The 23,801-nt window shown below is 70.7% G+C and carries 22 protein-coding genes; 12 read left to right on the forward strand and 10 right to left on the reverse strand.

The annotated features are described in order from the left end of the window. Positions 1-9 precede the first annotated feature (9 nt). Both YIM_RS36010 and YIM_RS36015 read left to right on the forward strand, forming a co-directional pair. The gene (locus YIM_RS36010) at positions 10-972 is read left to right on the forward strand and encodes an MBL fold metallo-hydrolase (protein WP_153034592.1); all 963 of its coding nucleotides are present in this window, start codon (positions 10-12) and stop codon (positions 970-972) included. Next, a complete protein-coding gene (locus tag YIM_RS36015; protein ID WP_153034593.1) occupies positions 969-2,456 on the forward strand; it encodes an FAD-dependent monooxygenase in 1,488 nt (495 codons plus the stop codon). Before YIM_RS36010 ends, YIM_RS36015 begins: the two co-directional genes overlap by 4 nt. Here YIM_RS36015 and YIM_RS36020 read toward each other — a convergent pair. The 5 genes from YIM_RS36020 to YIM_RS36040 all read right to left on the reverse strand — a co-directional run bounded on the left by YIM_RS36020 (position 2,453) and on the right by YIM_RS36040 (position 8,132). After that, a complete protein-coding gene (locus YIM_RS36020) occupies positions 2,453-4,027 on the reverse strand; it encodes a hypothetical protein (protein ID WP_153034594.1) in 1,575 nt (524 codons plus the stop codon). The genes YIM_RS36015 and YIM_RS36020 overlap by 4 nt on opposite strands. After that, the gene (locus YIM_RS36025) at positions 4,003-4,773 is read right to left on the reverse strand and encodes an ABC transporter ATP-binding protein (protein WP_153034595.1); all 771 of its coding nucleotides are present in this window, start codon (positions 4,771-4,773) and stop codon (positions 4,003-4,005) included. The genes YIM_RS36020 and YIM_RS36025 overlap by 25 nt, the downstream gene beginning before the upstream one ends. After that, a complete protein-coding gene (gene pcaB / locus YIM_RS36030; RefSeq protein WP_153034596.1) occupies positions 4,773-6,095 on the reverse strand; it encodes a 3-carboxy-cis,cis-muconate cycloisomerase in 1,323 nt (440 codons plus the stop codon). Before pcaB ends, YIM_RS36025 begins: the two co-directional genes overlap by 1 nt. A gap of 35 nt (positions 6,096-6,130) precedes the next feature. Continuing rightward, a complete protein-coding gene (locus tag YIM_RS36035) occupies positions 6,131-7,492 on the reverse strand; it encodes a sorbosone dehydrogenase family protein (RefSeq protein WP_153034597.1) in 1,362 nt (453 codons plus the stop codon). Between the two features lie 67 nt (positions 7,493-7,559). Next, positions 7,560-8,132 (reverse strand): TetR/AcrR family transcriptional regulator, encoded by a 573-nt coding sequence (locus YIM_RS36040; RefSeq protein WP_153034598.1) that lies wholly within the window; start codon positions 8,130-8,132, stop codon positions 7,560-7,562. Between the two features lie 31 nt (positions 8,133-8,163). Here YIM_RS36040 and YIM_RS36045 point away from each other — a divergent pair, with 31 nt between their 5' ends. From YIM_RS36045 to YIM_RS36055, 3 genes are all read left to right on the forward strand, one after another. Next, positions 8,164-9,459, forward strand: coding sequence for a DHA2 family efflux MFS transporter permease subunit (locus tag YIM_RS36045; RefSeq protein ID WP_153034599.1), 1,296 nt, complete (start codon positions 8,164-8,166; stop codon positions 9,457-9,459). A 19-nt stretch (positions 9,460-9,478) separates the two neighbouring features. Continuing rightward, positions 9,479-10,543 (forward strand): ADP-ribosylglycohydrolase family protein, encoded by a 1,065-nt coding sequence (locus YIM_RS36050; RefSeq protein WP_153034600.1) that lies wholly within the window; start codon positions 9,479-9,481, stop codon positions 10,541-10,543. 123 nt (positions 10,544-10,666) lie between these two features. Continuing rightward, on the forward strand, positions 10,667-11,200 hold the full coding sequence (locus YIM_RS36055) for an EF-hand domain-containing protein (RefSeq protein WP_153034601.1): 534 nt from the start codon (positions 10,667-10,669) through the stop codon (positions 11,198-11,200). 725 nt (positions 11,201-11,925) lie between these two features. Here YIM_RS36055 and YIM_RS36060 read toward each other — a convergent pair. The 3 genes from YIM_RS36060 to YIM_RS36070 are packed head-to-tail and all read right to left on the reverse strand — an operon-like array spanning position 11,926 to position 14,982. After that, a complete protein-coding gene (locus YIM_RS36060) occupies positions 11,926-13,155 on the reverse strand; it encodes a M20/M25/M40 family metallo-hydrolase (protein WP_153034602.1) in 1,230 nt (409 codons plus the stop codon). Beyond that, the gene (locus YIM_RS36065; RefSeq protein ID WP_153034603.1) at positions 13,152-13,988 is read right to left on the reverse strand and encodes a sugar phosphate isomerase/epimerase; all 837 of its coding nucleotides are present in this window, start codon (positions 13,986-13,988) and stop codon (positions 13,152-13,154) included. Before YIM_RS36065 ends, YIM_RS36060 begins: the two co-directional genes overlap by 4 nt. Then, positions 13,978-14,982: a hypothetical protein gene (locus YIM_RS36070; RefSeq protein WP_153034604.1), complete on the reverse strand. Its 1,005-nt coding sequence runs from the start codon at positions 14,980-14,982 to the stop codon at positions 13,978-13,980. The genes YIM_RS36065 and YIM_RS36070 overlap by 11 nt, the downstream gene beginning before the upstream one ends. Before the next feature lie 289 nt (positions 14,983-15,271). Between YIM_RS36070 and YIM_RS36075 the strand changes: the two genes are divergently transcribed. From YIM_RS36075 to YIM_RS36085, 3 genes are read left to right on the forward strand one after another with little or no spacing between them, the layout of a single operon-like run. Further along, positions 15,272-16,045 carry a 1,4-dihydroxy-2-naphthoate prenyltransferase gene (locus tag YIM_RS36075; protein WP_153034606.1) on the forward strand — a complete coding sequence of 258 codons (774 nt, stop codon included), beginning with the start codon at positions 15,272-15,274 and terminating at the stop codon, positions 16,043-16,045. Further along, positions 16,042-17,355 carry an NAD(P)/FAD-dependent oxidoreductase gene (locus YIM_RS36080; RefSeq protein ID WP_153034607.1) on the forward strand — a complete coding sequence of 438 codons (1,314 nt, stop codon included), beginning with the start codon at positions 16,042-16,044 and terminating at the stop codon, positions 17,353-17,355. The genes YIM_RS36075 and YIM_RS36080 overlap by 4 nt, the downstream gene beginning before the upstream one ends. After that, positions 17,352-18,926, forward strand: coding sequence for a class I adenylate-forming enzyme family protein (locus tag YIM_RS36085; protein WP_370468907.1), 1,575 nt, complete (start codon positions 17,352-17,354; stop codon positions 18,924-18,926). Before YIM_RS36080 ends, YIM_RS36085 begins: the two co-directional genes overlap by 4 nt. A gap of 72 nt (positions 18,927-18,998) precedes the next feature. On the opposite strand, the gene YIM_RS36090 is transcribed toward YIM_RS36085, so the two are convergent. Continuing rightward, positions 18,999-19,745, reverse strand: coding sequence for a DUF3050 domain-containing protein (locus YIM_RS36090; RefSeq protein ID WP_228004243.1), 747 nt, complete (start codon positions 19,743-19,745; stop codon positions 18,999-19,001). A 176-nt stretch (positions 19,746-19,921) separates the two neighbouring features. Here YIM_RS36090 and rnhA point away from each other — a divergent pair, with 176 nt between their 5' ends. Next, complete coding sequence (rnhA, locus tag YIM_RS36095) at positions 19,922-20,374, forward strand: ribonuclease HI (RefSeq protein ID WP_228004244.1); 453 nt, start codon at positions 19,922-19,924, stop codon at positions 20,372-20,374. Positions 20,375-20,392: 18 nt separating this feature from the next. Here rnhA and YIM_RS36100 read toward each other — a convergent pair whose 3' ends face one another. Further along, a complete protein-coding gene (locus tag YIM_RS36100; RefSeq protein ID WP_194239863.1) occupies positions 20,393-21,679 on the reverse strand; it encodes a tannase/feruloyl esterase family alpha/beta hydrolase in 1,287 nt (428 codons plus the stop codon). A 118-nt stretch (positions 21,680-21,797) separates the two neighbouring features. Between YIM_RS36100 and YIM_RS36105 the strand changes: the two genes are divergently transcribed. The 3 genes from YIM_RS36105 (at position 21,798) to YIM_RS36115 (ending at position 23,784) form a co-directional block, all read left to right on the forward strand. Next, the gene (locus tag YIM_RS36105; protein WP_153034611.1) at positions 21,798-22,730 is read left to right on the forward strand and encodes a PHB depolymerase family esterase; all 933 of its coding nucleotides are present in this window, start codon (positions 21,798-21,800) and stop codon (positions 22,728-22,730) included. A gap of 16 nt (positions 22,731-22,746) precedes the next feature. Beyond that, entirely contained in the window at positions 22,747-23,316 is a 570-nt protein-coding gene (locus tag YIM_RS36110; protein WP_153034613.1) for a TetR/AcrR family transcriptional regulator, read from the forward strand. Between the two features lie 183 nt (positions 23,317-23,499). Continuing rightward, positions 23,500-23,784, forward strand: a complete 285-nt coding sequence (locus YIM_RS36115) for a hypothetical protein (RefSeq protein ID WP_153034614.1) — start codon at positions 23,500-23,502, stop codon at positions 23,782-23,784. The last annotated feature ends 17 nt before the right edge of the window (positions 23,785-23,801 follow it).

Below are 23,801 nucleotides of genomic sequence, written 5' to 3' on the forward strand. Positions count from 1 at the left end.
CTCTTCAGGATGACGGAGAAGGCGTTCGCATCCTCGGCCGATCTGGAAGAGAAGCAGCGCACCCTGGAGGTGCTCGCCGACGGCGTCTACGCGCTGACCGCGGAGGGCGATCCGAACATCGGGGCGATCGAGGGCGAGGACTTCCTCGTCTGCTTCGAGGCGCTGGCCACCCCCGTCGCCGCCAGCGAATGGCTGGCCGAACTGCGTGAGCACACCGACAAACCGGTGCGCTACCTGATCCTTTCGCACTACCACGCGGTGCGCGTGCTGGGTGCTTCGGCGTTCGACGCCGACGTGATCGTGGCGCACGAGAACACCCGCGCGCTGATCGCCGAGCGCGGGATCGCCGACTGGGAGAGCGAGTTCGGCCGGATGCCGCGGCTGGCCAAGGGCGCCGATTCGGTGCCGGGGCTGACCTGGCCCACGCTCACCTTCTCCGACCGGCTGACCATCGAACTCGGTGGCGAGCGCGGGGATCTGGAGCTGCACTACTGCGGCCGTGGGCACACCGAGGGCGATCTGGTCGCGTGGCTGCCCAAGCAGCGCACCCTCTACGCCGGTGACCTGGTCGAAGCCGAAGCCGCGCTGTACACCGGCGACGCCTTCCACCACGACTGGGCATCGTCCACTTTGGACCGCGTACGGGCGTTCGAGGCCGAGACGCTGATCGGCGGACGCGGCGGGGTGAGCCGGGGCCGCGAGGCCGTCGAGGCGGCCATCGAGCAGACCAGGCACTTCCTGACGGTGATGATCCGGGAGGTCGGTGCGGTGCGCGAAGCGGGCGGCACGCTCAAGGAGGCCTTCGAACGCACGCACGCCGCGCTGCGCGAGCGGTACGGGCAGTGGCCGATCTTCGAGCACTGCCTGCCGTTCGACGTCTCGCGGCTGTGGGACGAGCTGTCCGGGATCGAGCGCCCGGTGATCTGGACGGCTGAACGGGATCGCGAGGTCTGGGCGCAGCTCCAGGGATGAGTGTCCGGACGCCGGTCGCGGTGCTCGGCAACGGACCTGTCGGCCAGACCACCGCGCTGCTGCTCGCCCGCCGTGGCGTGCCCTCGCTGCTGCTGGACACCCGGCCGCACCGCGATCTCAGCGGTTCGCGCTCGATCTGCCAGCAGCGCGATGTGCTCGACATCTGGGACTTCGCCGGCCCCGGCCGCCGCATCGCCGCCGAGGGCGTCACCTGGACCACCGCGCGGACCTTCCACCGCGACCGCGAGCTGTTCGCCTACACCCTGCCCGGCCACGGGAAGTCGCCGTTTCCGCCGTTCGTGAACATTTCGCAGGCGCGGACCGAGCAGCTGCTCGACGAGCAGATCGCCGGAGAGCCGCTGATCGAGGCGCGATGGGGCCAGCACGTCGACCGGGTCGAGCCGGACGAGGACGGCGTGACCGTCGGCTGCGCCTCCGGCCTGGAGGTCCGCGCGGACTACGCAGTCGCCTGCACCGGGGCGCGGAGCGCGGAGCTGCGCGCCGGGCTCGGGATCGACTTCACCGGCCGGTCCTACGACGACCGGTTCCTCATCTGCGACATCCGCGCCGAGCTGCCCGGCTGGGCGAACGAACGGCGCTTCTACTTCGACCCGGCCTGGAATCCGGGGCGGCAGGTGCTGATCCACCCCTGCCCCGGCTCGACCTTCCGCATCGACTGGCAGGTACCCGCGGACTACGACCCGGCCACCGACGTACTGGCGGACCGGATCCGCGCGATCATCGGCGACCGGCCGTACGAGATCGTCTGGAAGTCGGTCTACCGCTTCCAGTCGCGGGTGGCGAGCCGGTTGCGGGTGGGCCGTGTGCTGCTCGCCGGGGACTGCGCGCACCTGTACTCACCGTTCGGCGCGCGCGGGCTGAATTCCGGGGTCGCGGACGCGGAGAACGCGGCGTGGAAGCTGGCGTACGTCCTCAATGGACAAGGCGGACCGGGACTGCTGGAGTCCTATCACGACGAACGGCACGCGGCCGCGTTGGAGAACCTGGAGATCACCACGGCGACGATGGACTTCCTGGTACCGAACGACGAAGCGCGGCGGCAACACCGGCTCGACGTGCTCGCACGGGCCGCCGACGATCCGGCGGCACGCGCCGAGGTGGACTCGGGCAGGCTGTCGGAACCGTTCTGGTACCCGAATTCTCCACTGACCACTGTGGACCCTTCACGCCCGTTCGCCGGTCGCCCCGCCCGTGGAGCAGTCCCGTCACCGGCGCCCGGGGTGCTGGTGCCGGACGTGCCGGTCGAGGGCGGGCGGCTGCGCGCGCTCGCCCGTGAAGGCTTCCTCTCGCTCAGTCCGTGCGACCTGCCCGAGCGCCACCTCCGGTTCACCCCGGCGCTCCGCGACGCCCTTGGCGCGCGGGAAGGTGAGATCTGGTTGCTGCGCCCGGACGCCTACGTGGCGGCGGTGCTCACCGATCCGGCCGAGCTGCCCGCCGCCCGCGCCCGCGCACTGGGTTTCTAGATCTCCTTGGCGACGGTGTTCAGCAGTTCCGGACCACGTTCGGTGAGCCGCCGCACCGCGATCCGGCCCCACCACCACGCCACCAGCGCACCGGTGACCAGGCCGACCGGCACGCCCGCCCAGCGGAGCACCTCCAGCTCGTTCAGCTCGCCGACCAACTCCACCGCCACCACTGGCAACGCGGCCACCAACTGCAGCAACGTGATCGCCAGCATCATCAGTACCCGCGCGCAGCCGGGCCGCCCGCCCGAGGTCCACGGGCTCGAATTCCGGCGCGGATCGGGCAGCGGATAAGCCACGTAAACCGACTGCAGCAGCACCACTCCCGCCCCGGCACCGAGCACCGCGGGCAGCAGCCCGAGCACCCACGGGTACAGGTCCGCGCGTCCGCTCACCGCCGGGGTGACCAGGCCGAGCACCACCGCGACCGGCGCCACCAGCAGGGCCCAGGCGATCTGCCGCCCGCGCACGTCCACCCGCGGCGCACCGGGCGTGACCAGCGTGTGCCACAACGCGCTGCCGTCGAAGCCGTACAGGTTTCCCGCCTGCAGGCAGGCGAACACCGCGACGAACAGGCCGAGCATGGCCAGCGGCGCGCCCGATTCCCCGGAGAACGACGGCACCACGCAGATCACCACGCCCATGATCAGCGTGCTCATCAGCGCGACCCGCCGCCGGGCGTCGCGCCACCAGGTGCGCAGTTCCTTGCGGACCACCGCGCCCACCGGTGAGACCACCGCCGTGGACACCGGCCGCTCGGACGAGCGCACCCTGGCCGCACCGCGGAACGACGGCGAGGTCATGCGCCTGGCCAGCAGCGCGCCCCAGATCCACAGCAGCACGCCGAGCACCACCACCAAGCCCGCCAGTAGCAGGAAAACCAGCCCCCACGAACCCCCGGCGGACGCGTGCACCGCGATCGCGCCCCAGCCCGACGGCAGCGCGCGCGTCACCGCCACCAGGCCGGGCGCCTGTCCCTCGATGATCGCCGGGCCCACGCTGTTCAGCGCGTAGTTGAGGCCGACCCCGGACAACCCGGTCAGCGCCACCAGCAGGATGCCGAGTTCCTTGCCCTTGCGGGAACTCAGCAGCGCGCCGAGCGCGGCCGTCACCACCCGGTAGACCAGGACCACGAGCAGCAGTTGCAGTACCGCGAACAGCAGGCCGACCAGCGCCTGGGCGGGGCCGAAGCGCAGGCCGTAGAAGTAGAGCCCGCTGAAGGCCACCAGGCTGACCAGCGTGGTCACCCCGACCAGGCTCGCCGCGAGAAGACCGGCCGCCAGGCGTCGATTCGACAGTGGCAGCAGCGCGAACTGCTCGGGCCGCAGCGTTTCGTCACCACCGCCGGTGGCCACCGGGGCCAGCACCCAGCCGATCAGCCAGAGGGCGTAGATCGAGGCCAGCAGGTCGACCGAGGTCTCCGGCCGCTCGAACGGCACCACCCCGACCAGCAGCGTGCCGACCGCCACCACGAGGCCGACCAGCCCGCCGAGGAGCCAGCCGACGATCCTGGTCCCGCGCAGCGAATTGCGCAGGACCAGCAGCTTCAGTCGGACGAAGACGCCAACCACGACAGTCCTTCCCCGCCGCCGGTGCGTCCGCCGACCAACCGCACGAACGCCTCCTCCAGACTGCCTTCGCCACGCACCTCGGCCGCCGAGCCCGCCGCCACCACACGTCCCTTGGTGATCACCGCGACGTGGCTGCACAACTGCTCGACCAGCGCCATCACGTGGCTGGACAGCACCACCGCGCCGCCGGAGGCGACGAACCGGTTGAGAATGGTGCGGATGGTGGACGCGGAAACCGGGTCCACCGCCTCGAACGGCTCGTCCAGCACCAGCAGCCGCGGCGCGTGCAGCAGCGCCATCGCCAGGCCGATCTTCTTGCGCATGCCCGCGGAGTAGTCGATCACCAGCGTGCGCTCGGCGTCGGTCAGCTCCAGCACGCCGAGCAGTTCGTGGGTGCGCTCGGCCACCGCCGACGGCGCCAGCCCGCGCAGCTGTCCCATGTAGGTCAGCAGTTCGCGGCCGGTCAGTCGTTCCGGAATGGACAGTCCATCCGGGAGCACGCCGACCAGCGCCTTGGCCTGGTCCGGCTGCTGCCACATGTCGGTGCCGAAGATCCGCACCGAACCGGCGTCCGGGCGCAGCAGGCCGACCGCCATCGACAGCGAGGTCGTCTTCCCCGCGCCGTTCGGCCCCACCAGCCCGAAGAACGAGCCGCGCGGGACCTCCAGGCTCACGTTGTCCGCGGCGATCGTCGGCCCGAAGCGCTTGCTCAGGCCGTACCACCCCATGGCCGGGTCTTCCGCCACTACTCCCCCTTGGTGTGCAGGACTTCTTCGGCACGCGCGAGCACGCGGCCGACCAGTGCGGCCGACGCGCCGAGGTATTCCTCCGGTGCGCTGAGATCGGGTAAGTCGCGCAGTTCCTCGGCGTCGTCCAGCGAGCCTTCGCGGTTCAGCCGCGCCAGCAGTTCCTTCGCCGCGGCCTTGCCCAAGGTCGACGCCAGCGCGATGTTGAGCCGTTCGGACACGATACCGCGACCGGTCAGTTCGAGGTTTTCCCGCATCCGCGCGGGATGTACCTCCAGTCCGCCGGTCAGTTCCGCCGCCGTGCGCGCGGCTCCGGCGGTCAGTCGCAGGCATTCACGCAACGGTTGCCATTCCGCGTGCCAGCCACCACCGGCGCGTTCGTCCTCGGCGATCAGGCTTTGTGCCAGTACCAACGCGTTCGCCGGGACTTGCTTCGCCGCCGAGAGCAGCAGAGTGGCCAGCACCGGATTGCGCTTCTGCGGCATGGCCGAGGAAACCCCGCGCCCTTCGGCGGCCGGTTCGGTCACCTCACCGATTTCGGTGCGGGACAAGGTTTGCACGTCGACCGCCAGCTTGCCCAGCGCGCCGGTGGTGAAGGACAGCGCGGCACCGAGGTCGGCGATCGGCGTGCGCGCGGTGTGCCATGGCATCACCGGCACGGCCAGCCCGAGCTGCCTGGCGAACACCGCCATCAGCTCCGGCCCGTTCGACCGGCCCGCGTATTCCTCATACGAGGCAAGGGTTCCGGCCGCACCACCGAGTTGCGCGGGCAGGACCACGGCCCCGATGCGCTCGATCGCATCGAGCGCCAGTTGCAACCACGTGGCCGCCTTGAGGCCGAACGAGATCGGCACGGCGTGCTGGGTGAGCGTGCGCCCGGCCATCGGGGTTTCCCGGTGCGCGGCGGCCAGTCCGGCCAGCGAAGCGGCGGTGCGCCGCAGGTCGGTCTCGATCGCTTCCAGTGCGCGCTTGGCCACCAGCATCGAAGCGGAGTCGAAGATGTCCTGGCTGGTGCCGCCGCGGTGCACGTACTCCGCCGCCTCCGGTCCGGCCGCTTCGGTGAGCTGCTTGACCAGCGCCACCACCGGATTCGCCGCGCCACGCGCCTGCTCGGCGAGCGCGGCGAGATCGAACTGTCCCTTCCGGACGCCGTCGGCGATGCGTTCGGCGGCGTCCGCCGGGATCACCCCCAGTTCGGCCTGCGCTCGAGCGAGCGCGACCTCCACGTCGAGCATCGCGCGCAGCCAGGCTTCGTCGGAGACCAGGTCAGCGAGTCCGGTGCCCGCCCACACCGGCGCGAGCAGGCCGGAATCGATATCCATGCCGCCATGCTATTCCCGCCCGTCACGCGCCGCACCTAACCCTGCGGCGCGACGCGCCACACGATGTTCCCCGCGTCGTCCGCGACGAGCAGATCGCCCGTTTTTGTCCCGATCACGCCGACGGGACGGCCGTAGGTGTCCGCATTGTCCGGGTCCGGCTTGAACCCGGTGAGGAAGTCCTCCGGCGGACCGCTCGGCATACCGTCGCGGAACGGCACGAAGTTGACCGTGAATCCCACCGAACGGCCGCGGTTCCACGAACCGTGCGCGCCGATGAACGCACCACCGCGGAACCGCTCCGGGAACGTTTCGCCGCGGTAGAAGGCCAGGCCGAGCGGGGCGGTGTGCGCGCCGAGCGAGTAGTCCGGCACGAGCGAGTTCGCCACCAGGTCCGGCCGCTGTGGTTCGACCCGGCTGTCCACCCGCTGCCCCCAGTAACTCCATGGCCAGCCGTAGAAATCGCCGTCGCGGACGCGGGTGAAGTAGTCCGGCGGAGCGTCGTCGCCGAGCATGTCGCGTTCGTTCACCACTGTCCACAATGCACCGCTCTGCGGCTCGAAATCGAGTCCGTTCGGATTGCGCATGCCCGAGGCGAGCACCCGTTCACCGGTGCCGTCCGGATTGATCTCGAGCACCATCGCGCGCCGGATCTCGTTGTCCAGCCCGTTTTCGGCGATATTGCTGCCGGAACCGACGGTGATGTAGAGCTTCGAGCCGTCCGGCGCGGCCACCACATTGCGCGTCCAGTGGTTGTTGTACCCGCCCGCGGGCAGGTCGAGGATCTTCTGCCCCGGCGCGCTGACGCGGGTTTCCCCGGCGCGGTACGGGTAGCGCCACACGCTGTCGGTGTTGCCCACGTACAGCGATTCGCCGATCAGTGCCATGCCGAAGGGCTGGCTGAGGCCCTCCAGGAAGGGCGTGCGGAACTCGGCCGTCCCGTCACCATCGGCGTCGCGCAGCAGCGTGATGCGGTTCGCGCTCTGCTTGCGCGAACCGTCGTTGCCGCGCACCAGTTCGAACAGCGAGTCGAACAGCGAAGTGGCCGGCGTGGTGGCCGCCTCGGCCGCGAGCACGTCACCGTTGGGCAGTTCGTAGAGCCAGCGCGGGTGGTCCAGCCCGGCGGCGAACCGCTTGACGGTGAACCCCGGCGGCGCGACCGGCGCCTTGTCGTCCGGCCAGCCGATCACGTTCGCCGCGTTGACCGTCGGAATGGTCTGCTCGTCGGCGGGCGCCACCTGCGGATTCGCCCCCAGCCCCGCCGGATCGGGCGGATCACCGCCGGGATCGAGGGCGTACGCCGCCACGCCCACCAGCAGCGCCACCACCAGCACGAAGCCCAGCGCCACCCAGCCGAGCCGGCGACGCAGCCGCCGCTTCGGTTTGCCGTTCTCCGACATGACCGCCTCCTTGTCCGATTTGCCCGCCTCAGCCCAGCCTGACGGACCCGGCGGCGGACGGCATCCGTCAAATCGACTGGTCGAAGACCAGAGCGAGCTGCACGGCCAGCGCGGCACGCGCGGTTTCGACCGGGTGGTAGCCGGACACGACGTAGGCGGAAAGGCCGGTGGCCAGCGCGAGCAGGTTGGTGGCGACCAGGTGCGGTTCGGCCAGCCCCGCCTCGGCCAGCAGGTCGGTCAGCAGCGGGTGCAGCTCGTCCGGCCCGGCAGCGTGCGGTTGCGCGGCGAGCGCCGGATCGGTCAGCGCGAGCGCGGCATACGCGGCGTGGACGCAGTAGAGGTCAGTGCTTTCCTCGTCGGCCGGGAGCAGTTCCGAGAGGATCGCGCGCACCCGCCGCCCGGGATCGGTCTCGTCATGGCACCGCAGTCGTTCGTTGATGCGCTCCCGCACGTACACCAGCCCGCCCTGGAGCAGTTTTTCCTTGGTCGGGAAGTAGTACTGGACCAGGTTCAGCGAGACCCCCGCCTCGGCCGCGACCTCGCGGAACCCGGTCGCGTGCAGACCGCGGACCCGGGCGCAGCGCACCAGCGCCGCGGCGAACTCCCGCTTGCGCTGCTCGTGATCGACTCGCTTCGGCACGTTTTTATAGTACCACGGTACGATAAAAACCATGATCCCGACGCGCACCTGGAAGATCGCCGCCGTCACCGGGCTCGGCGCGCTGCTCGCGATGCTCGACTCGACCCTGGTCAATCTCGCCGCCGAGGCCGTCCGGGCCGACCTGGGCAGCACGCTGCCGGTGGTGCAGTGGATCGTCACCGGTTACCTCGTCGCACTGGCGGTCTCGCTGCCCGCGTCCGGCTGGCTGGGCGGCCGCTTCGGCTACGGTCGCGTGTGGACGGTCGCGCTGGCGGTTTTTGTCATGGCTTCGGCACTGTGCGCGCTCGCGCCCGGCGTGCCCGCGTTGATCGCCGCCCGCGTGCTGCAGGGACTGGCCGGCGGGCTGCTGGTCCCCGCCGGACAGGCGGTGCTCGGCGCGGTCGCCGGGCCGGCGCAGCTCGGCAGGCTGATGGGCGCGCTCGGCGTGGTGATCAGCCTCGGTCCGGCGATCGGGCCCGCGCTCGGCGGACTGCTGCTGGACCTGGCGTCGTGGCGCTGGCTGTTCTGGATCAACGTGCCGATCGGGGTGTTCGCGCTGCTAGCCGCCCGCGGCCTGGTCCCGCCGGGCGATCGGGACGAGGGCCGCTCGCTGGACCGGATCGGGCTGGTGCTGCTGGGTACCGGACTGCCCTTGCTGCTCTATGGCGCCACCTCGCGCTCGGTACTGCTCCTGCTGCTCGGCGGACTGCTGATCGCCGCCTTCACCCGTACCGCGCTGCGCACTCCGCGTCCGCTCGTCGACCTGCGGCTGCTGCGTGATCGCCGGTTCACCGCGGCCACCGTGACCACCGGGTTCACCGGCGCGAACATGTACGGCGGCCTGCTGCTCCTGCCGTTGGTCCTGCACCTGGAGCTGGGCCTGGACAGCACGGCGACCGGGTTGCAGTTGCTCGCGATGGGTCTGGGCAGCGCGGGCGCGTTGTACTTCGGCGGCGCGCTGACCGACCGGCACGGCGCCGGGCCGGTCACGCTCACCGGGGCCGCGCTGCTCGTGGTCACCACCCTGCCGTTCCTGCTGCCGCTGCCGGTCCCGATGCTGACCGCGCTGCTGGTGGTGCGCGGTGCCGGGCTGGCATTGGCCCAGCTACCCGCGACGACGGCGGCCTACGCCGCGGTCACCGCCGACCGGCTCGGCGACGCGACGACCCTGGTCAACATCGTGCAGCGGGCCGGTGGCGCGATCGGCGCGGCCGGGGTGTCCGTGCTGGTCACCGGCACCGGTTCCGCCTGGGCGTTCGGCGCGCTGGCCGTCCTCTCCGGACTGACCGTGGCCAGTGCGGCCGTTCTGCACACCGGCGGCCGGTGAATTTGGCATATTCGCACCCATGACCGAGGAGCACCCCGCCTACGCCAGCCTGTACGGACTTCAGGCCGGTGACGCGTTCGGCGCGCAGATCACGCTGCCGGGCGACCACCCCGACGTCGTCGGGCGCGCACTGCCCCCGGCGCCGTGGGCGTGGACCGACGACACCGAGATGGCGTGCTCGATCTTCGCCGTGCTCACCCGGCACGGCCGCATCGACCAGGACGACCTGGCGTGGCACTTCCAGCAGCACTTCGACCCGGACCGGGGTTACGGCTCGGGCGCCGAGCGGGTGTTGTTGCGCTACCGGCGCGGCGAGTCGTGGCGGGAGGTCGCGCCGTCGGTGTTCGGTAACGGCTCGTGGGGCAACGGTGGCGCGATGCGGGTCGCCCCGCTCGGCGCGTGGTTCGGCCCGGACCTGGACACCGTGGTCGCCGAAGCCGCCCGGTCGGCCGAGGTCACGCACGCCCACCCGGAGGGCGTCGCCGGTGCGGTGGCGGTCGCCCTCGCGGCCGCTTTCGCTTGCACCACCACGCTTTCGGGCGATGACCTGCTCCAGGCGGTGGCCGCGCGCTTGGCACCGAGCGAGGTCCGGCGGCGGCTTGAGGCGGCCACCGCGCTCGGTGGAGCCGAAGAGGTCGCGCGCGAACTGGGCAACGGACGCGAAGTGAGCGCGGCGGACACGGTCCCACTCGCGCTTTGGTTGGCCGCACACCACTTCGACGACTTCGCGGGTGCACTGTGGACAGCCGCGCGCTTCGCCGAGGACATCGACACGGTGTGCGCCATGGTCGGTGGTGTCATCGCCGCGCGTGGCGGTAGCGGGGTGATTCCGCTGGAGTGGTGGAATTCGTGTGAGCCGTTGCCTTCGTGGTTCACCACGCCGGTGCCCGCCGAGCCGCAGCCGCAGGTCGTGCAGTGGGACGAGTGGCAGGTCATCCACCCACCGGCCGGCGTGTGGTCCGGTGGCATGACGATGGTCTGCGGGAACTTCGAGATCGGTGTGCCGAACTGGATCACACGGGAACAGGCGCTCGACTACGCGCGCGGGGTCCGCGACGGGAAGAACCCGAAGGCGCCTTTCTGAGCCCTTCCGCGTTAGGGCTCCGGTAAACCCACCGTGACCAGTCGGGGCAGCCCTTCACCCCACCGGTGCGCATTGGGCTCGACCTCTTACCGTCACGCTGAGTCGCTGATACTTTACGTTTTCATGACCACCGCTGTCGCGCAGGATCGGCTCACCCAGCGTTTCGAAAAGTGGGACACAAACGGGGACGGCGTGCTCGAACTCGCCGACTTCCAGGACGAAGCGCATCTGATCGCCGAGGCTTTCGCCAAGGGCGAGTCGTCGGCGGAAACCAGGACCCTGATGGCCGCGTTCACCGGTTTGTTCGGGTACCTGACCGCTCAGGCGGGGGTCGGCCCGGACGAGTCGCTTTCGCAGGAACAGTTCCGCGCGGTGACCGAACGGCTCATCTTCGAAGAGGGCGAGGCGGCCTTCAACCGGGTGATGGGCCCGGTGGTCGACGCCGTAATCGGCATGTGCGACGACAACCACGACGGTTACATCGATGGAAACGAGTTCGCCATCTGGCTAGGCGCCCTCGGCGTAGAACGGGATGAGGCGCGCACGGCCTTCGAACAAATCGATTCGTCCGGCGATGGCCTGCTCTCCACCGAGGAACTACTCACCGCCGTGCGCAACTTCCACTTCGGCAAGCTGCACATCCCACTACTGGGATAAGCCTTCTCCGCCCAGCTTCACCGCGGTTTTCGAGGAATGCAGGCGCCCCCATAGCTCGCCACCCAGATCGCCACCCAGATCGCCACCCCGAAGATCAGCCCCTCACAATTCGGCGCCCCATGGCCCGGCAGCTCGATAGCTCGGCGCCCATACCCAGGCAGCTCGGCGGCCCCATGGCTCGGCGGCTCGACCACTCGGCGCCCCCAGCCTCGGCGGCACGGCAACTCGGGGACACCATGGCCCGACGGCTCGGCGGCCCGTGGCTCGATTACTGGGCACGGGTGCAGCGGCCGAGTGGCTTGCCGGGCGACTGGCTGAGCGACCCACAGGACGAGTGGCTAAATGGCCGGGTGGCTTACTGGACGAGTGGCTGTGTGGACGGGTGGCTTGGTGGCCTAGTGGATAAGTGGCTGAGCCACTTGACCACTCGACCACTCAGCCACTTACCCACTAGGCCACCAACCATAGAGCCGCTGGGCTGCCTAGCCCTCGCCGGTGGGCGGCTGGACCGCTGGACCGGTAGGCGGCTGGGCCGCTGGGCCGCTGGGCCGCTGGGCGGCTGGGCGGCTGGGCGGCTGGGCGGCTGGGCGGCTGGGCCGCCTCGCCCCTGGACCGCTGGGCCGCTGGGCCGCTGGGCCGCTGGGCCGCTGGGCCGCTGGGCCGCTGGAGGAGAGTGGGCAGGTGAGCGGTGGGGACGAAGGTGGCGAGCCTCTCGCAGCAGCCAGTTAGGGGCGGGCGTTCGCTGCGAGGGCTCGGAGGCGGGCGAAGGCGAGCAGGATTCGCGAGACGGCGGCCGCGAAGGCCTCCAGGTCGGGTAGATCGGCGTGTTCGCCAGGTGTGTGTGCGTGGTTCACTAGGCGAGAGCCTGGGCCTAGGACGGCGGTGAAGGCGCCGGGGACACCGTCCATCCAGATTGCGTCGTTGGGGTAAGCCGGTTCCTCGGGGGCGCAGGGAGTAAGGCCGGCGTGTGTGGTTAGCAGGGCTTCGGCCCATCGGTCGCCGCCGTCGAGGCAGGGTAGGTCGCGTTTTGGCCACGTCAACTCCGTGGACTCGGAGGCTGTCCCGCCGAAGGTTGTGGTGAAATCCGCCAGTCCGGCCCGGTACACCCGCTCGAGACTGGCCGCCAGGTCCGCGCCCTCCGCCGCTGATTTGTACGGCAGGGTCACCAGCAACTCCCCCGTGCCGCAGCCCCGCCGGTTGTCGGCGCGCAAGTTGGCCACGCGGAGCCGCCTCCCGAACGTGGCTGCGAAGTGTTGCGCGAGAAGACCCAGCAGTACAGCGGCTTCTGACCGACCTTCCCGCTCAGTCACCCGGACGCGCGCGGTCATCTCGGCCGTCGCCCTCGTCAGGTACCGCAGGCCTGTGGGCTGGCAGAAAATGTTCAGCCTGCCGTGAAAACCGGCATCGATCAGCCGCCGCGTGCCGATTGCGCCCAGCGCGCCGCCCTCTTCACCGGCCACCACCTGCACCACCACCCCGATCTCCCGCCCGACCGCCGGGCTCAGCTGGAGCGCCTGGCGCACCCCGGCCAGCAATGCCACCGCCGGGCCCTTCGCGTCGATCGCGCCGCGCCCGGTGAACCGGCTGCCGTCGAAAGTCACCGGCTCCAAGCCGCCGACCGTGTCCAGGTGCACGTTGAACATGACCGTCGCGCCGAACGGCAGCGCCCGGCCAAGCCGCAGCACCAGGCTCGGCTGCGCGGCGAGAAAACCCGGCGTGCCCGCCGCGGCGCGGACGGCGGCCGGGACGTCGTCGCGCAGCACGTCCGCCGGGCGCGCGCAGTCGTGCCGGGCCGTCCGGAAGCCGATTGCCCGCGCCGCCTCCGCGTAGGCGGCCTGCGCCTGCCACAACTGCGTGGCCGGTTCGCTCCCGTCGGCTTCGAGCGGGCTGATAGTCGTTGTGCGCAGCAGTCGCAGCAGCAGGTCGTGATCGGAAGCCAGCAGCAGCCCGCTCACCGCGGGATCTCCACACCCAGCCGAGTCAGCGCGCGCCCGGCCGCCACGAACGCGTCGGCCGCGGTGTCACCGGCGACCTTTCCCTGACGCGGTACCGCGTTCAGCTGCGGTTCGAGCGAGAACGCGCCCCGGTACCCATGCGCGAGCAGCAACCGCAGCGAGTCCGCGACCCGCGCCTCGCCGTGACCCGGCAGGCAGAACCGGGCCATCCCGTCGACCACCACCGCGTCCTTGACGTGCACGTGCTCGACGTAGTCCACGATCTCGGCGAGCAGGTCGTGGCCGCAATAACCGTGCGCGAGACCGTTGCCGGTGTTGTACAGCAGCCGCAGGTTGCCGACGGCCGTGACCAGTTCGAGGGCGCGTTCGGCACTGGCGCCCGCCCAACCGGAGCAGTTCTCGTGCAGCAGCACCACATCCACCTCGGCGGCGCGCTCGGCCAGCCGCCGCACCCGGTCGAACACCCGGCTGCGCCACTCGTCCTCGGGCAGCTCGGCGTTCGGATAGGACATGATCCGGATGAACCGGGTGTCCAGCGCAAGGCACCAGTCGATCAGCTCGTCGAGTTCGTGCAGCTCACGGGCGAACGGCACGGTGATCGGCCGCGCCCAGTTGCCGATCCGCGAGTCGAGGCAGACCACCTCCACCCCCGCGTCGCGGATCGCCGTTTCGACCCGCCGGAGCCCGTCCAGGCCCAGGTCGGCGATCGCCCTGCCGTCCACGCTGCGCAGCTCCAGCTGCCGCCAGCCCAGCCGCCGGATCGCGGTGACCTGGGCCGGGAGTCTCGCGCCCGCCTCGTCGCCGATCCCGGCGAAGGACAACTCACGGCGCATTCGACGCCACCAGCCCGCGCCGCGCGCACCGCTCCTTCGCCTCGATCAGCAACCGGGCGGCACGTTCGTGCACTTCGAGCCCGGTGGGCCGCCCGGCACGAAAAGCTCGGTAGGTGCGCAGGAAGAACGCGGTGAGCGCGTCGTCGCGGAAGACCTCGCGTTCGCTCCGGTGCGGGGACACCACTTCCAGCTGAGCGTGGTCGTCCTCGGCGCCGAGCGGGTAGTACCCGGTGACGATGCCGTGGTCGAGGTTGAGCGAGATGCTGCGCTCGCGGATCGGCGAGGTCAGGTCCGACCGCAGCCTGCTCAGCACCCCGCCGTCGTGCCGCAGGGTGAGCGACGCGCCGCCCAGCCGGGGGATCTCCCGCTCGCCGCAGGTCATGTCCGACCACTCCGCGTCGACCAGCTCGGCCGGTCCGGCCAGTCGCAACACCACTGGCACCGCGTGCGGCAGCTCCACCTCGCAGGCGTTCGTGTGCTCCGGATCGGTGAGCGAGCGGTGGAACCGGGGCTGGTGCAGGTTCACCGTCACCGAGCGCAACGCGCCGAACTCACCCGAGCGCGCCAGTTTCGCGAGCCGTCCGGTGAGATCGGCCGCCAGCCACGGCGCCACCACCGCGACCTCCAGGCCGAACCGGCGGCGCAGCACGCCGATCCGGTCGAGTTCGCGGCGCCCGGCACCGAGCGGCTTCTCCACGACGAACCGGCGGAACCCGTTGCGCGCCAGTTCTTCGAGGAGGGTGAGCCGGGAACCCGGCGGCTTGCACAGGTGAGCGACCGCCGATCCGGGGTCCACCAGCGTCATCGCCTCGCCGAGATCACCGGTGACCCGGACACGGGGCAGGTGCGGCAGATCCACCGGCCGGGGGTCGTACGCGGCGATCGGGTGATCGGCGAACACTCCCGGCAATCCGGTTTCGACGATCCTGGCGAGCGCCGGGAGGTGGAGCGCGGCGCCGGCCCGGCCCAGCCCGAGCACCAGAGTTTGCAGCATGGTTCTCGTCTCGTTCGGGGAAGCTGTCCGTCGTAATATCCGCCGGGCCCGCCTCGACCGTCGAGAACCGCGGCGGAAACCTGACCGCAAAGAGTGAAAACCGGGCCGGTTACCATTCATCCCTTTTCGACACCAGAACGCTCAGCTACTTTCGGTACGTGGCAGTGCAGCGGAGTGTGACGGTCGACGAGTGCGTCAGACCCCTTGCAAGAACTTCGCTCAATCGGAGCAATCTCTTCGCGAATACCGCAGCACCCCATTTGTGCCCACGCGCCGTTCAGGAGACCAGATGACCAGGAGCCAGGAGCGGTTGCTCGCCCTGTGGCGGGCCGAGCCGATCCGCGAGAGCAAGCTCCGCGGTTACGTCAGGCTCGCGAAGCTCGACGACTTCAACTCCTACCTGAGCCCGCTCGTGGTGTTCACCGCGATCCTGGCCACCACAACGCAGTTCAGCGTCCGCGTTTTCCCGATGCTGCTGTGCTTCCTCGCCGGTGGGATCTGCGTGCTCGCCTCGACGGAAATGCGGCGGTTCGGCTGGGGCGCGGCCCTCGTGGGCGCGCTGCTGTGGATCGTGGCCGTGCTGATCGGCCCGGTAGGTCCAGTGTGGACGATATTGCTGATCGCGGTGACCTTTGCCGCAGCCTGGCTGAGCCGATACGACCTCCGGGAACTGTTCCTGGCCACGCTCGGCTGCGTGCTGGTGCTGGCGCCGTACGGGCTGGCCACCGGTGGACTCCACCCGTTCGTTGTGGTGCAGGCACTGCTCTTCGGCCTCGGCCCGCTGCTGGCCGGCCTGTACGCCACGGCTTCCCCGAACGCGCGACTCGTCGCCGCGCTTTCGGTGACGGAGTTCGCGATCGGCGCGATCGGCTCGCTGACCGGCGCCGCGCCGTGGTGGTTCGTGGTGGCGATGGCACCGGCGACGGCGTCGCGCGCCATGCAGTACCACCGCGGTTTCCGGGTGGGCGACCTCGTCACCGCACACCGCATGGGCTCGCGCGCACACCGGCTTTCGGTGCTGCTGATGGTGTTGTCGAACCTGCTCGTGCTGGCGCTCGCGTGAACGCCGGGCCGGACGTGGCCGTGGTGGGTGCGGGCATCGCCGGGCTGACCGTGGCGCACGAACTGCGGCGGGCCGGTCTGTCGGTACGGGTTTTCGAGGCGAACGGGCAGGTGGGCGGGCGGATGGCGAGCGTCCGCCACAACGGGTACACCATCGACACCGGCGCCGAACGGATCTCCGCCGAGGGCCATCGCGCGACCTGGGAACTCCTGCGCCGCACCGGTTTGCCGATCGCCGACGTCCCGGTGATCCGAAGTTCGGTCGGCGTCTGGCGCGACGGCCGCATCCATCCAGGTCCCACGGCGTTGTCGCTTCGCGCGCGCTGGCAACTTACGCGTTTACTCCTGAGCGCCAAGCGAAAACGGCGCGCCTACGACCAAGACCGTCCAGAAGGGACACCGCTCGGCTCGGCCACGGTCGCCGAATTCACCGAGCGCCTCCACCGCGATCTGCACGACTACCTGTTCCAGCCGCTCGGCGCGCATTTCTTCGGCTGGCAGACGGAAAACTCCGCAATAGCACCAATGGCGAGCCTGATGCTGGCGGCGGGCCCAGCCACGTCGTGGCACACCTTCACCGACGGCATGGACACCCTCGCGCGGCGACTGGCCGCCCAGCTCGACGTCGAAACGGATCACCCGGTGGACGAGGTGGTCACCGACGGCTCCGGCGCCAGGGTGGCCACCGCGGCAGGCACTTTCCACGCGCGGGCGGCGGTGCTGTGCGTTCCCGCTCCCGTCGCGGCGGCTCTGCACGCCAATCCCGATCCAGCCGCGGAACCGTATCTCGCCGCGTGCTCGTTCACCCCGATGCTCAAGCTCAGCTGCCTGCTGGACCGGCCGCTCGGCCTGACGGCGAGCCGTCCGCTCCACGCGTTGCTCACCCCCGCTGCCGAGGAGTCCGTGCTGTCGGGGGTCGTCGTGGACCACGAGAAGCACGAGTCCCGGGCGCCCGACGGGCGCGGCCTGGTGAGCCTGTTCGCGGCTGCCCCGGTGGCCGCCGAACTGATCGACGCCCCGGACGGAGACATCGTCCCGCGCCTGCTCGGCGCGGGAGAACGGTTCCTGCCGGGATTGGGCACCGCGACCGGGGAAATCCTGGTCCATCGGTTCCGGCACGCCCTGCCCGAAGCGACCCCGGCCGCGCTCGCGTTGCGCGCCGGGTTCGAAGCGCGGCCGGTCGGCCCGGTCGACTACGCGGGCGACTGGATTTCCCTGTGCCCCAGCGGCGAAAGCGCGATACGCGCCGGGGCGCTGGCCGCGTCGAGGGTGCTGCACCACTGCCGCGCAGGCGTCAAGGAGTCGGTGTGAGGCCGTACGACATGGGCGTGCTGTTCGACGAGTGCGCCGATCGGGGGTCGGCCACCAGGGTCCGGCTCGATCGGCCCTTCGACATCGCACCGGATGAGAAGGTCGACTACGGCGTTGGTGAACTCGCCGTGCTGGTGGCCGAGGTGTCGGGCTGGCTGGCCGCGGTGGGCGCCGGCGCCGGTGACCGCGTCGCGGTGCTCAAACCCAACCACTGGGACTACGACCTGATCGCCTGCGCGGCGGTCCGGCTCGGCGCGGTGCCGGCGCAGCTCTCCGCGCACCTGCCACCCGAATCGCTGGCCGAACTGCTGCGACGGCTGAAGCCCGCGGTGCTGGTGACCACCGCCGAACACGCCGCGCTCGGCGCGGACTTCGCCTCGCGAGTGATCACTTTGGACACTCCGGAGCCCGGCGCGATCCACGTGGACCGGCTCCGCGGCCACCGCCCGCCCCCGCCACGGCGGCCGGGCGAGCACGAACCGCTGGTGATCAACCACACCTCGGGCACCACCGGGACGCCGAAGCTCGTGGTGCACTCGACTTCGACCGCCGTCCGCAAGCTCGCCGGACTGGAATCGGTGCGGCTGCCCGCGATCGGCGTCCGCCGCGACGACACACTCGCCAACGCCAGTTCCTACGCACACGGCCGGACCTTCTGCTGGACGGCGAACGTGTTCTGCCGTGCCCCGGCCCGGATCGTCATCCTGTCCGGGCAGCACCCCGACGCCGTGGACGTGCTGCTGCGCCGGTACCCGCCGACCTACGTCGAGGCGCTGCCCGCCGCATTCGTCCGTTTCCGCCCGCTTCTGTCGCGTTTGGACAATCCGTTCCGTGACGTCCGGGTTTTCCTGAGCAGCCACGACGCGATGCACCCACCGGTGGTCCGCGACTACCTGCACGCCTCGCGACGCAGGCGTCCACTGTGGATTCAGAGCTGGGGCCAGGTGGAGACCGGGCCGATCACCTTCCGCCTGCTGACCAGGAAGTCGCTGGCCGTCCGGTGGGACAGGCATCCGCCCACTCGCGACCTCGGCCGGCCGATCCCGATCCGCACCCGGTTGAAGGTGGTCGACCCGGCCACCTTCGAACCGGTTCCGCGCGGGCGACCCGGGCTGGCGCTCACGCGCACTCCCGCGCGCTGCCTCGGTTACGTCGGGGAAAACCAGCGCTGGCAGGAGAAGCACGATGCCGGGTGGTGGAACACCGGGGACATCGCGGTGCACCGGCGCGACGGCCGGGTGCTGCTGCTCGACCGCGAGGTCGACACCACGCTCGGCCTGAGCTGCCTGGAACTGGAAGACGTGCTGGAGGATCGGCTGCCCGGCGTGCTCGAATGCGTGGTGCTGGCGATGCCCGGCAAGGACCCGCTGCCGGTGGTGGTCACCGATACCGGGCGGGTCGACGCGGCCGAGTGGACCGGCGCGGTGCACGACCTGCCCGATCTCCAGCCGCCGCGCGTGCTCACCTGGGACGAGATCCCGCGCACCGGCACCGGAAAGGTCCGCCGGCTCGCGCTGCTGACCATGCTCACCGGGTGCGCGGACACGCCGGGAACCGGCCGGTGGACGTGACGCCGGGGTTACCACCACCGGGTGAACGGCCTTTCCGGGTGCGCGGGGTCGGCGGCCCCGCGCACCCGCCGGTCAGGTGGGTGCGAGGCGCCGGTCCAGCGCCACGCAGATGCCGTCCCACAGGGCCACCCTCGCCCGCAGCACCTCGTGCGCGGTGTCGAGGCATTCACGCCACTTCAGCTCGTCCTCACCGCAGAGTTCGGTGAGCATGCGCATCGCCATCGGGCCGTGCTGCCCGCCGTCGGCGTCGAGGTGGCGTTCCAGGTAGAGGCGGAACAGGGCGAGCCGGTCGTCCTCGGCGCCGACCTGGGAGAACATCGCCGGGACGAGGTCCTCGCGACCGAAGGCGAACGCCGCCGCCTGCTGGTGCACGGTGCCCTCGCTGATCAGCGACCAGGTGGTGCGCACGAACTCCGCCGCGGCGTCCGGCACACCCGCGGTGACCAAGGCCCGCGGGACCGGAATGCCGCTGCGCAGCAGGCCGAGGAACTCGTCGATCGGCGCGGTGTCCGCCCCCGCCGCCGCCATCGCCTGGCGGTACAACCCGAAATGGCTGGTGAACCCGGATTCGACCGCGTCACTCTCTTCGACCAGCACGATTTCGTTGATCAGCCGCCCGCCCACCGGCAGGTCACCGGGGACCCACGGCACGCGCACGCAGGTCAATCTGCCCTGCAGCGCCTTGAGCAGGGACATGAAGTCCCAGACCGCGAACACGTGGTGCGCCATGAAGGTCGCCACGTCGGCGCGGCCGCGGAGCAGGCGGTAGATCCGGTGCCCGGTGACCTCCGCGCGAATTCCGCTGATCGCGGATCTCAACCCGTCGATTTCCCGGGCATGGGGTTCCCAGTGATATCTGGACAAAACGATCCACCAGTCCTGTCGGGGTTTGTTCCGGTGTGCGTCCTGTTCGAGAAAAGCACAGAGTTTTGCCCATTTCCACCTCCCGATAGGTCGAACCGGGCCGACTCGATCGGGGGAGGTAGGGTACCGGCGTGACAGAGCGGATCGTGGAGATCTACACCGACGGTGCGTGCAGTGGCAATCCCGGGCCGGGCGGCTGGGGCGCGGTCCTGCGGTACGGCACGCACGAGAAGGAGCTCTACGGCGGTCAGGCGGCCGAGACCACGAACAACCGGATGGAGCTGACCGCGCCGATCCAGGCGCTGGAAAGTCTCAAGCGCCCGGTCGAGGTACGGCTGTTCACCGACAGCACCTACGTCCGCAACGGCATCACCTCGTGGCTGCCCCGCTGGAAGAGCAACGGCTGGCAGACCGCGGGCAAGACCCCGGTGAAGAACGCGGACCTCTGGCAGCGCCTGGAACAGGCCGCCGCCCGCCACCAGGTGGAGTGGCACTGGGTCAAGGGCCACGCCGGGCACCCGGAGAACGAGCGCGCCGACCGGCTCGCGGTCAAGGGCCTGGAAGAGGCCGTCGCCGCAGGCTGATCACGGTCGCGGGGGTGATCACAGCTCGCAGGTGGTGGCCAGGTCCACGCCCTCGACGCGCGGCACCGTGCGCGAAGGCGGCGGGCGGTGCCCGTCGAGCCAGCCGCCCATCGCTTCGAACGCGCTGAGGAAGCACGGCCCGATCGGGCGCAGGCGGTCCGGGTGGGCGTCGTAGAGCGCGTCGGCGTGGGTGCCGCCGTCGATCCGGTAGTAGCGGTGGGGCCGGTCGCCGGTCATCCCGGCGTAGACGTCGGAGTCGCGACTGATCGGCAGGAGTGCGTCCAGCGTGCCGTGCAGGGTGATCAGCGGTTTGCCGATGCGGCCGGTCAGCGCCACCCGCTCGACCGCCCGGTGCACCCGTCCCGGCCGGTTCGCGTAGTCGTAATCGGCGTCGGAACCGCGGTATTCCGGGTCGAATTCGGTGCGGTAGATCCGCTGGGTCAGTCCCCAGTAGACCTGATCGTGATAGGGCCAGAGAAATTCCGAACCGGACGGGAAACCGGCGTCGAGAATGGCTTGGTGCGCCTCGGCGGAACCGGCGGAATAGGCCGGGTAATTACGCACGGCGGCGGGGAGGAAGGTGAACAGGTTCGGGCCGTCGGCGGTCCAGAGCGTGCCCTCCCAGTCCACCCCGCCGTCGTAGAGCCACGCCCGGTTCTCCAGCTGCCAGCGCACCAGGTAGCCACCGTTGGAGATGCCCGCCATCAGTGTCCTTTGTGGAAAGCGGCCGTACCGCTGCGTCACCGCGAGCTTCGCCGCCACGGTCAGCTGGGTCACGCGGTGGTTCCACTCGGCGACGGCGTCGCCCGGCCGGTCGCCGTCGGCGAAGAACTCGAGGCCGGTGTTGCCCTTGTCGGTGGCGGCGTAGGCGTACCCGTCGGCCAGCACGTGGTCGGCGATGGCCCGGTCGCCGGCGTACTGCGCGCGGTTGCCGGGTGAACCGGCGACCACCAGCCCGCCGTTCCACCGCTCGGGCAGCCGCAGCACGAACTGCGCGTCGTGCGCCCAGCCGTGGTGGGCGTTCGTGGTGGAGGAATCCGGGAAGTAGCCGTCGATCTGGACACCCGGCACCGCACCGGGACGTGGCAACCCGGCCGAGGTGAGCCCGGCCCAGTCGCCGGGCACGGTGTGTCCCGAGGAGACGGTGCCGGTCGTGGTGAGGTCGGTGAGGCAGGCGCCGACCTGCTTCTCCGCGCCCGGCACCCACGGCGCCGCGCAGCCGTCCGCGGCGGTGCCGGCCCTGCCGGTGCCGGGCAGCAGTACCGTGGCCAGGAGGGCGCCGGCCAGCGCGAGTTTCGACAGCATCCGGTGAAGGTAGGTCGCGCGCGGCCGCACGACCATGTCGGCGGCCCACACAGTGCCGCGCCCGATTGTGTGGCCGCGACCGTCGGTTCACCGCATACCGCTGCTTACCGTGGAAAAGATGCGAACGCTGACGATCGCCCTGACCCTGCTGGCAGCGCTGCTGACGGGAACGACCCCGGCTTCGGCGGCGAACATCGTGGAGGTGACCGGCTTCGGGAGCAATCCCGGGGCACTGAAGATGTTCCGGTACGTACCGGACGGACTACCCGCCGGGCGGCCGATCGTGGTCGCGATGCACGGGTGCACGCAGAACGCGCCGGGCTACGGGGAGAACACCGGGTGGCGGGCACTGGCCGACAGCGGCCGGTTCAGCCTGGTGCTGCCCGAACAGCAGTCCGGCAACAACCTGAACAAGTGCTTCAACTGGTTCCAGTCCGGGGACGTGGCGCGTGGCTCGGGTGAGGCCGAGTCGATCGCGCAGATGGTCCGGCGCACGCAGACCGACACCGGCGGCACGCAGGCGTATGCGACGGGGTTGTCGGCCGGTGGCGGCATGACCTCGGTGGTGCTCGCGGCCTATCCGGACGTGTTCGCCGGCGGAGCCGTGGTCGCCGGGCTGCCGCAGGGCTGCGCCACCACGATGGTGGACGCGTTCTCGTGCATGAACCCCGGCAAGGACCGCACCCCGGCGGCGTGGGGCGACAGCGTCCGGGCGGCGAGCCGGCACCAGGGGCCGTGGCCGGTGGTCAGCCTCTGGCAGGGCACGGCCGACTACACGGTCGCCGCGGCGAACCAGCGCGAACTGGTCGACCAGTGGACGAACGTGCACGGGATCCAGCCCACGCCGAGCGAAACCGATTCGGTGGCGGGCTACCCGCACGCGGTCTACCGCGACGGCGGCGGGCGGGCCGTGGTGGAGACGTACTCGATCACCGGCATGGGGCACGGCCAGCCGGTCGATCCGCCGTGCGGCACCGCCGGTGCGTACCTCCTCGACGTCAACCTGTGCGCGGCGTCGCGGATCAGTGCCTTCTGGGGGCTCGGCGGCTGACACTACTGTTCGGACCATGGCGAGAGGACGACTGACCCGCGACGACTGGACGACGGCGGCCCTGCGCGCACTGGCCAACGGTGGTGTGGCCGCCGTCTCCGTCGACGCGCTCGCCGGGGAACTCGGCATCACCCGCGGCAGCTTCTACTGGCACTTCAAGGACCGCTCGGCGTTGCTGGTGGCGGCGATGGAGGCGTGGGAGGAGCGGACCACGGCCGCGCTGATCACCGACCTGGAACCGCTCGGCGACCCGCGGGAGAAACTGCGCGCCGGTTTCCTGGCCGCGCTGGGCACCGAGGTGATCGCCGGACTCGAACCGGCGCTGATGGCGCAGGCCGATCACCCGGCCGTGGCCCCGGTACTGAAGCGGGTCATCGACCGGCGGATCACCTACCTGGCCTCCCTCTACGGCGAACTCGGCCTGACCCCCGCGGTCGCGCGGCGCCAGGCGGTCTTCGCCTACTCGGCCTACCTCGGCTGGTCGGACCTCCGGCGGGCCGCCGGTGACGTGGTCCCGGAGGTCGCCGTGGACGGCGCCAGGGGGCGGGCCGGGCTCAAGCACTTCATCGAGCAGCTGACGGCCTGATCCCGGGCACGCGCGTTGACATACACAGCTGTATGGATGGAACATACACTCGTGTATGGAAGAACGAAGTTGTTCCGCGTGGGGGCTTGGGCGTGGATCGCGACCGGTGCCGGACATCTGGCGACGGCGGCATTTTTGGCTTCACGGCCTGAAACGCCGGAGGCGAGCCGAGCGCTGGGGGCGATGCGCGAGCACGGGATCGAACTGCTCGGCCTGCGGCGCAGCCTGGCCGATCTCGACCTCGGCATGTCGCTCGTCATGGGCGTGGCGCTGATCTTCGGCGGCGTGGTGTGCCTGCTCGCGGCCCGCGAAGCGGTCGGCAAGGCCCTGGTCGCCACCGCACTGACGGCGTCCGTTGTCGCACTGGGCTTGTCGGTGTGGTTGCTGCCCGTCCCGCCGATCGTGTTGTTCGCCGTGGCCTGCATCGCCTTCGGTTGGCCGCTGGTCAAGCCGGGGCCTCGGCAGTAAGGTTTTTGGGAGCGCTC

The organism is Amycolatopsis sp. YIM 10, assembly GCF_009429145.1.
Taxonomy (GTDB): Bacteria; Actinomycetota; Actinomycetes; order Mycobacteriales; family Pseudonocardiaceae; genus Amycolatopsis.

What these genes read in the sequence shown, in the direction of transcription:
- YIM_RS36010 (WP_153034592.1), top strand. Translation starts at nt 10, where the DNA reads ATGACGGAGAAGGCGTTCGCATCCTCGGCCGATCTGGAAGAGAAGCAG.
- YIM_RS36015 (WP_153034593.1), top strand. Translation starts at nt 969, where the DNA reads ATGAGTGTCCGGACGCCGGTCGCGGTGCTCGGCAACGGACCTGTCGGC.
- pcaB (WP_153034596.1), bottom strand. Translation starts at nt 6,095, where the DNA reads ATGGATATCGATTCCGGCCTGCTCGCGCCGGTGTGGGCGGGCACCGGA.
- YIM_RS36035 (WP_153034597.1), bottom strand. Translation starts at nt 7,492, where the DNA reads ATGTCGGAGAACGGCAAACCGAAGCGGCGGCTGCGTCGCCGGCTCGGC.
- YIM_RS36045 (WP_153034599.1), top strand. Translation starts at nt 8,164, where the DNA reads ATGATCCCGACGCGCACCTGGAAGATCGCCGCCGTCACCGGGCTCGGC.
- YIM_RS36050 (WP_153034600.1), top strand. Translation starts at nt 9,479, where the DNA reads ATGACCGAGGAGCACCCCGCCTACGCCAGCCTGTACGGACTTCAGGCC.
- YIM_RS36055 (WP_153034601.1), top strand. Translation starts at nt 10,667, where the DNA reads ATGACCACCGCTGTCGCGCAGGATCGGCTCACCCAGCGTTTCGAAAAG.
- YIM_RS36065 (WP_153034603.1), bottom strand. Translation starts at nt 13,988, where the DNA reads ATGCGCCGTGAGTTGTCCTTCGCCGGGATCGGCGACGAGGCGGGCGCG.
- YIM_RS36070 (WP_153034604.1), bottom strand. Translation starts at nt 14,982, where the DNA reads ATGCTGCAAACTCTGGTGCTCGGGCTGGGCCGGGCCGGCGCCGCGCTC.
- YIM_RS36075 (WP_153034606.1), top strand. Translation starts at nt 15,272, where the DNA reads ATGACCAGGAGCCAGGAGCGGTTGCTCGCCCTGTGGCGGGCCGAGCCG.
- YIM_RS36100 (WP_194239863.1), bottom strand. Translation starts at nt 21,679, where the DNA reads ATGCTGTCGAAACTCGCGCTGGCCGGCGCCCTCCTGGCCACGGTACTG.
- YIM_RS36105 (WP_153034611.1), top strand. Translation starts at nt 21,798, where the DNA reads ATGCGAACGCTGACGATCGCCCTGACCCTGCTGGCAGCGCTGCTGACG.
- YIM_RS36110 (WP_153034613.1), top strand. Translation starts at nt 22,747, where the DNA reads ATGGCGAGAGGACGACTGACCCGCGACGACTGGACGACGGCGGCCCTG.
- YIM_RS36115 (WP_153034614.1), top strand. Translation starts at nt 23,500, where the DNA reads ATGCGCGAGCACGGGATCGAACTGCTCGGCCTGCGGCGCAGCCTGGCC.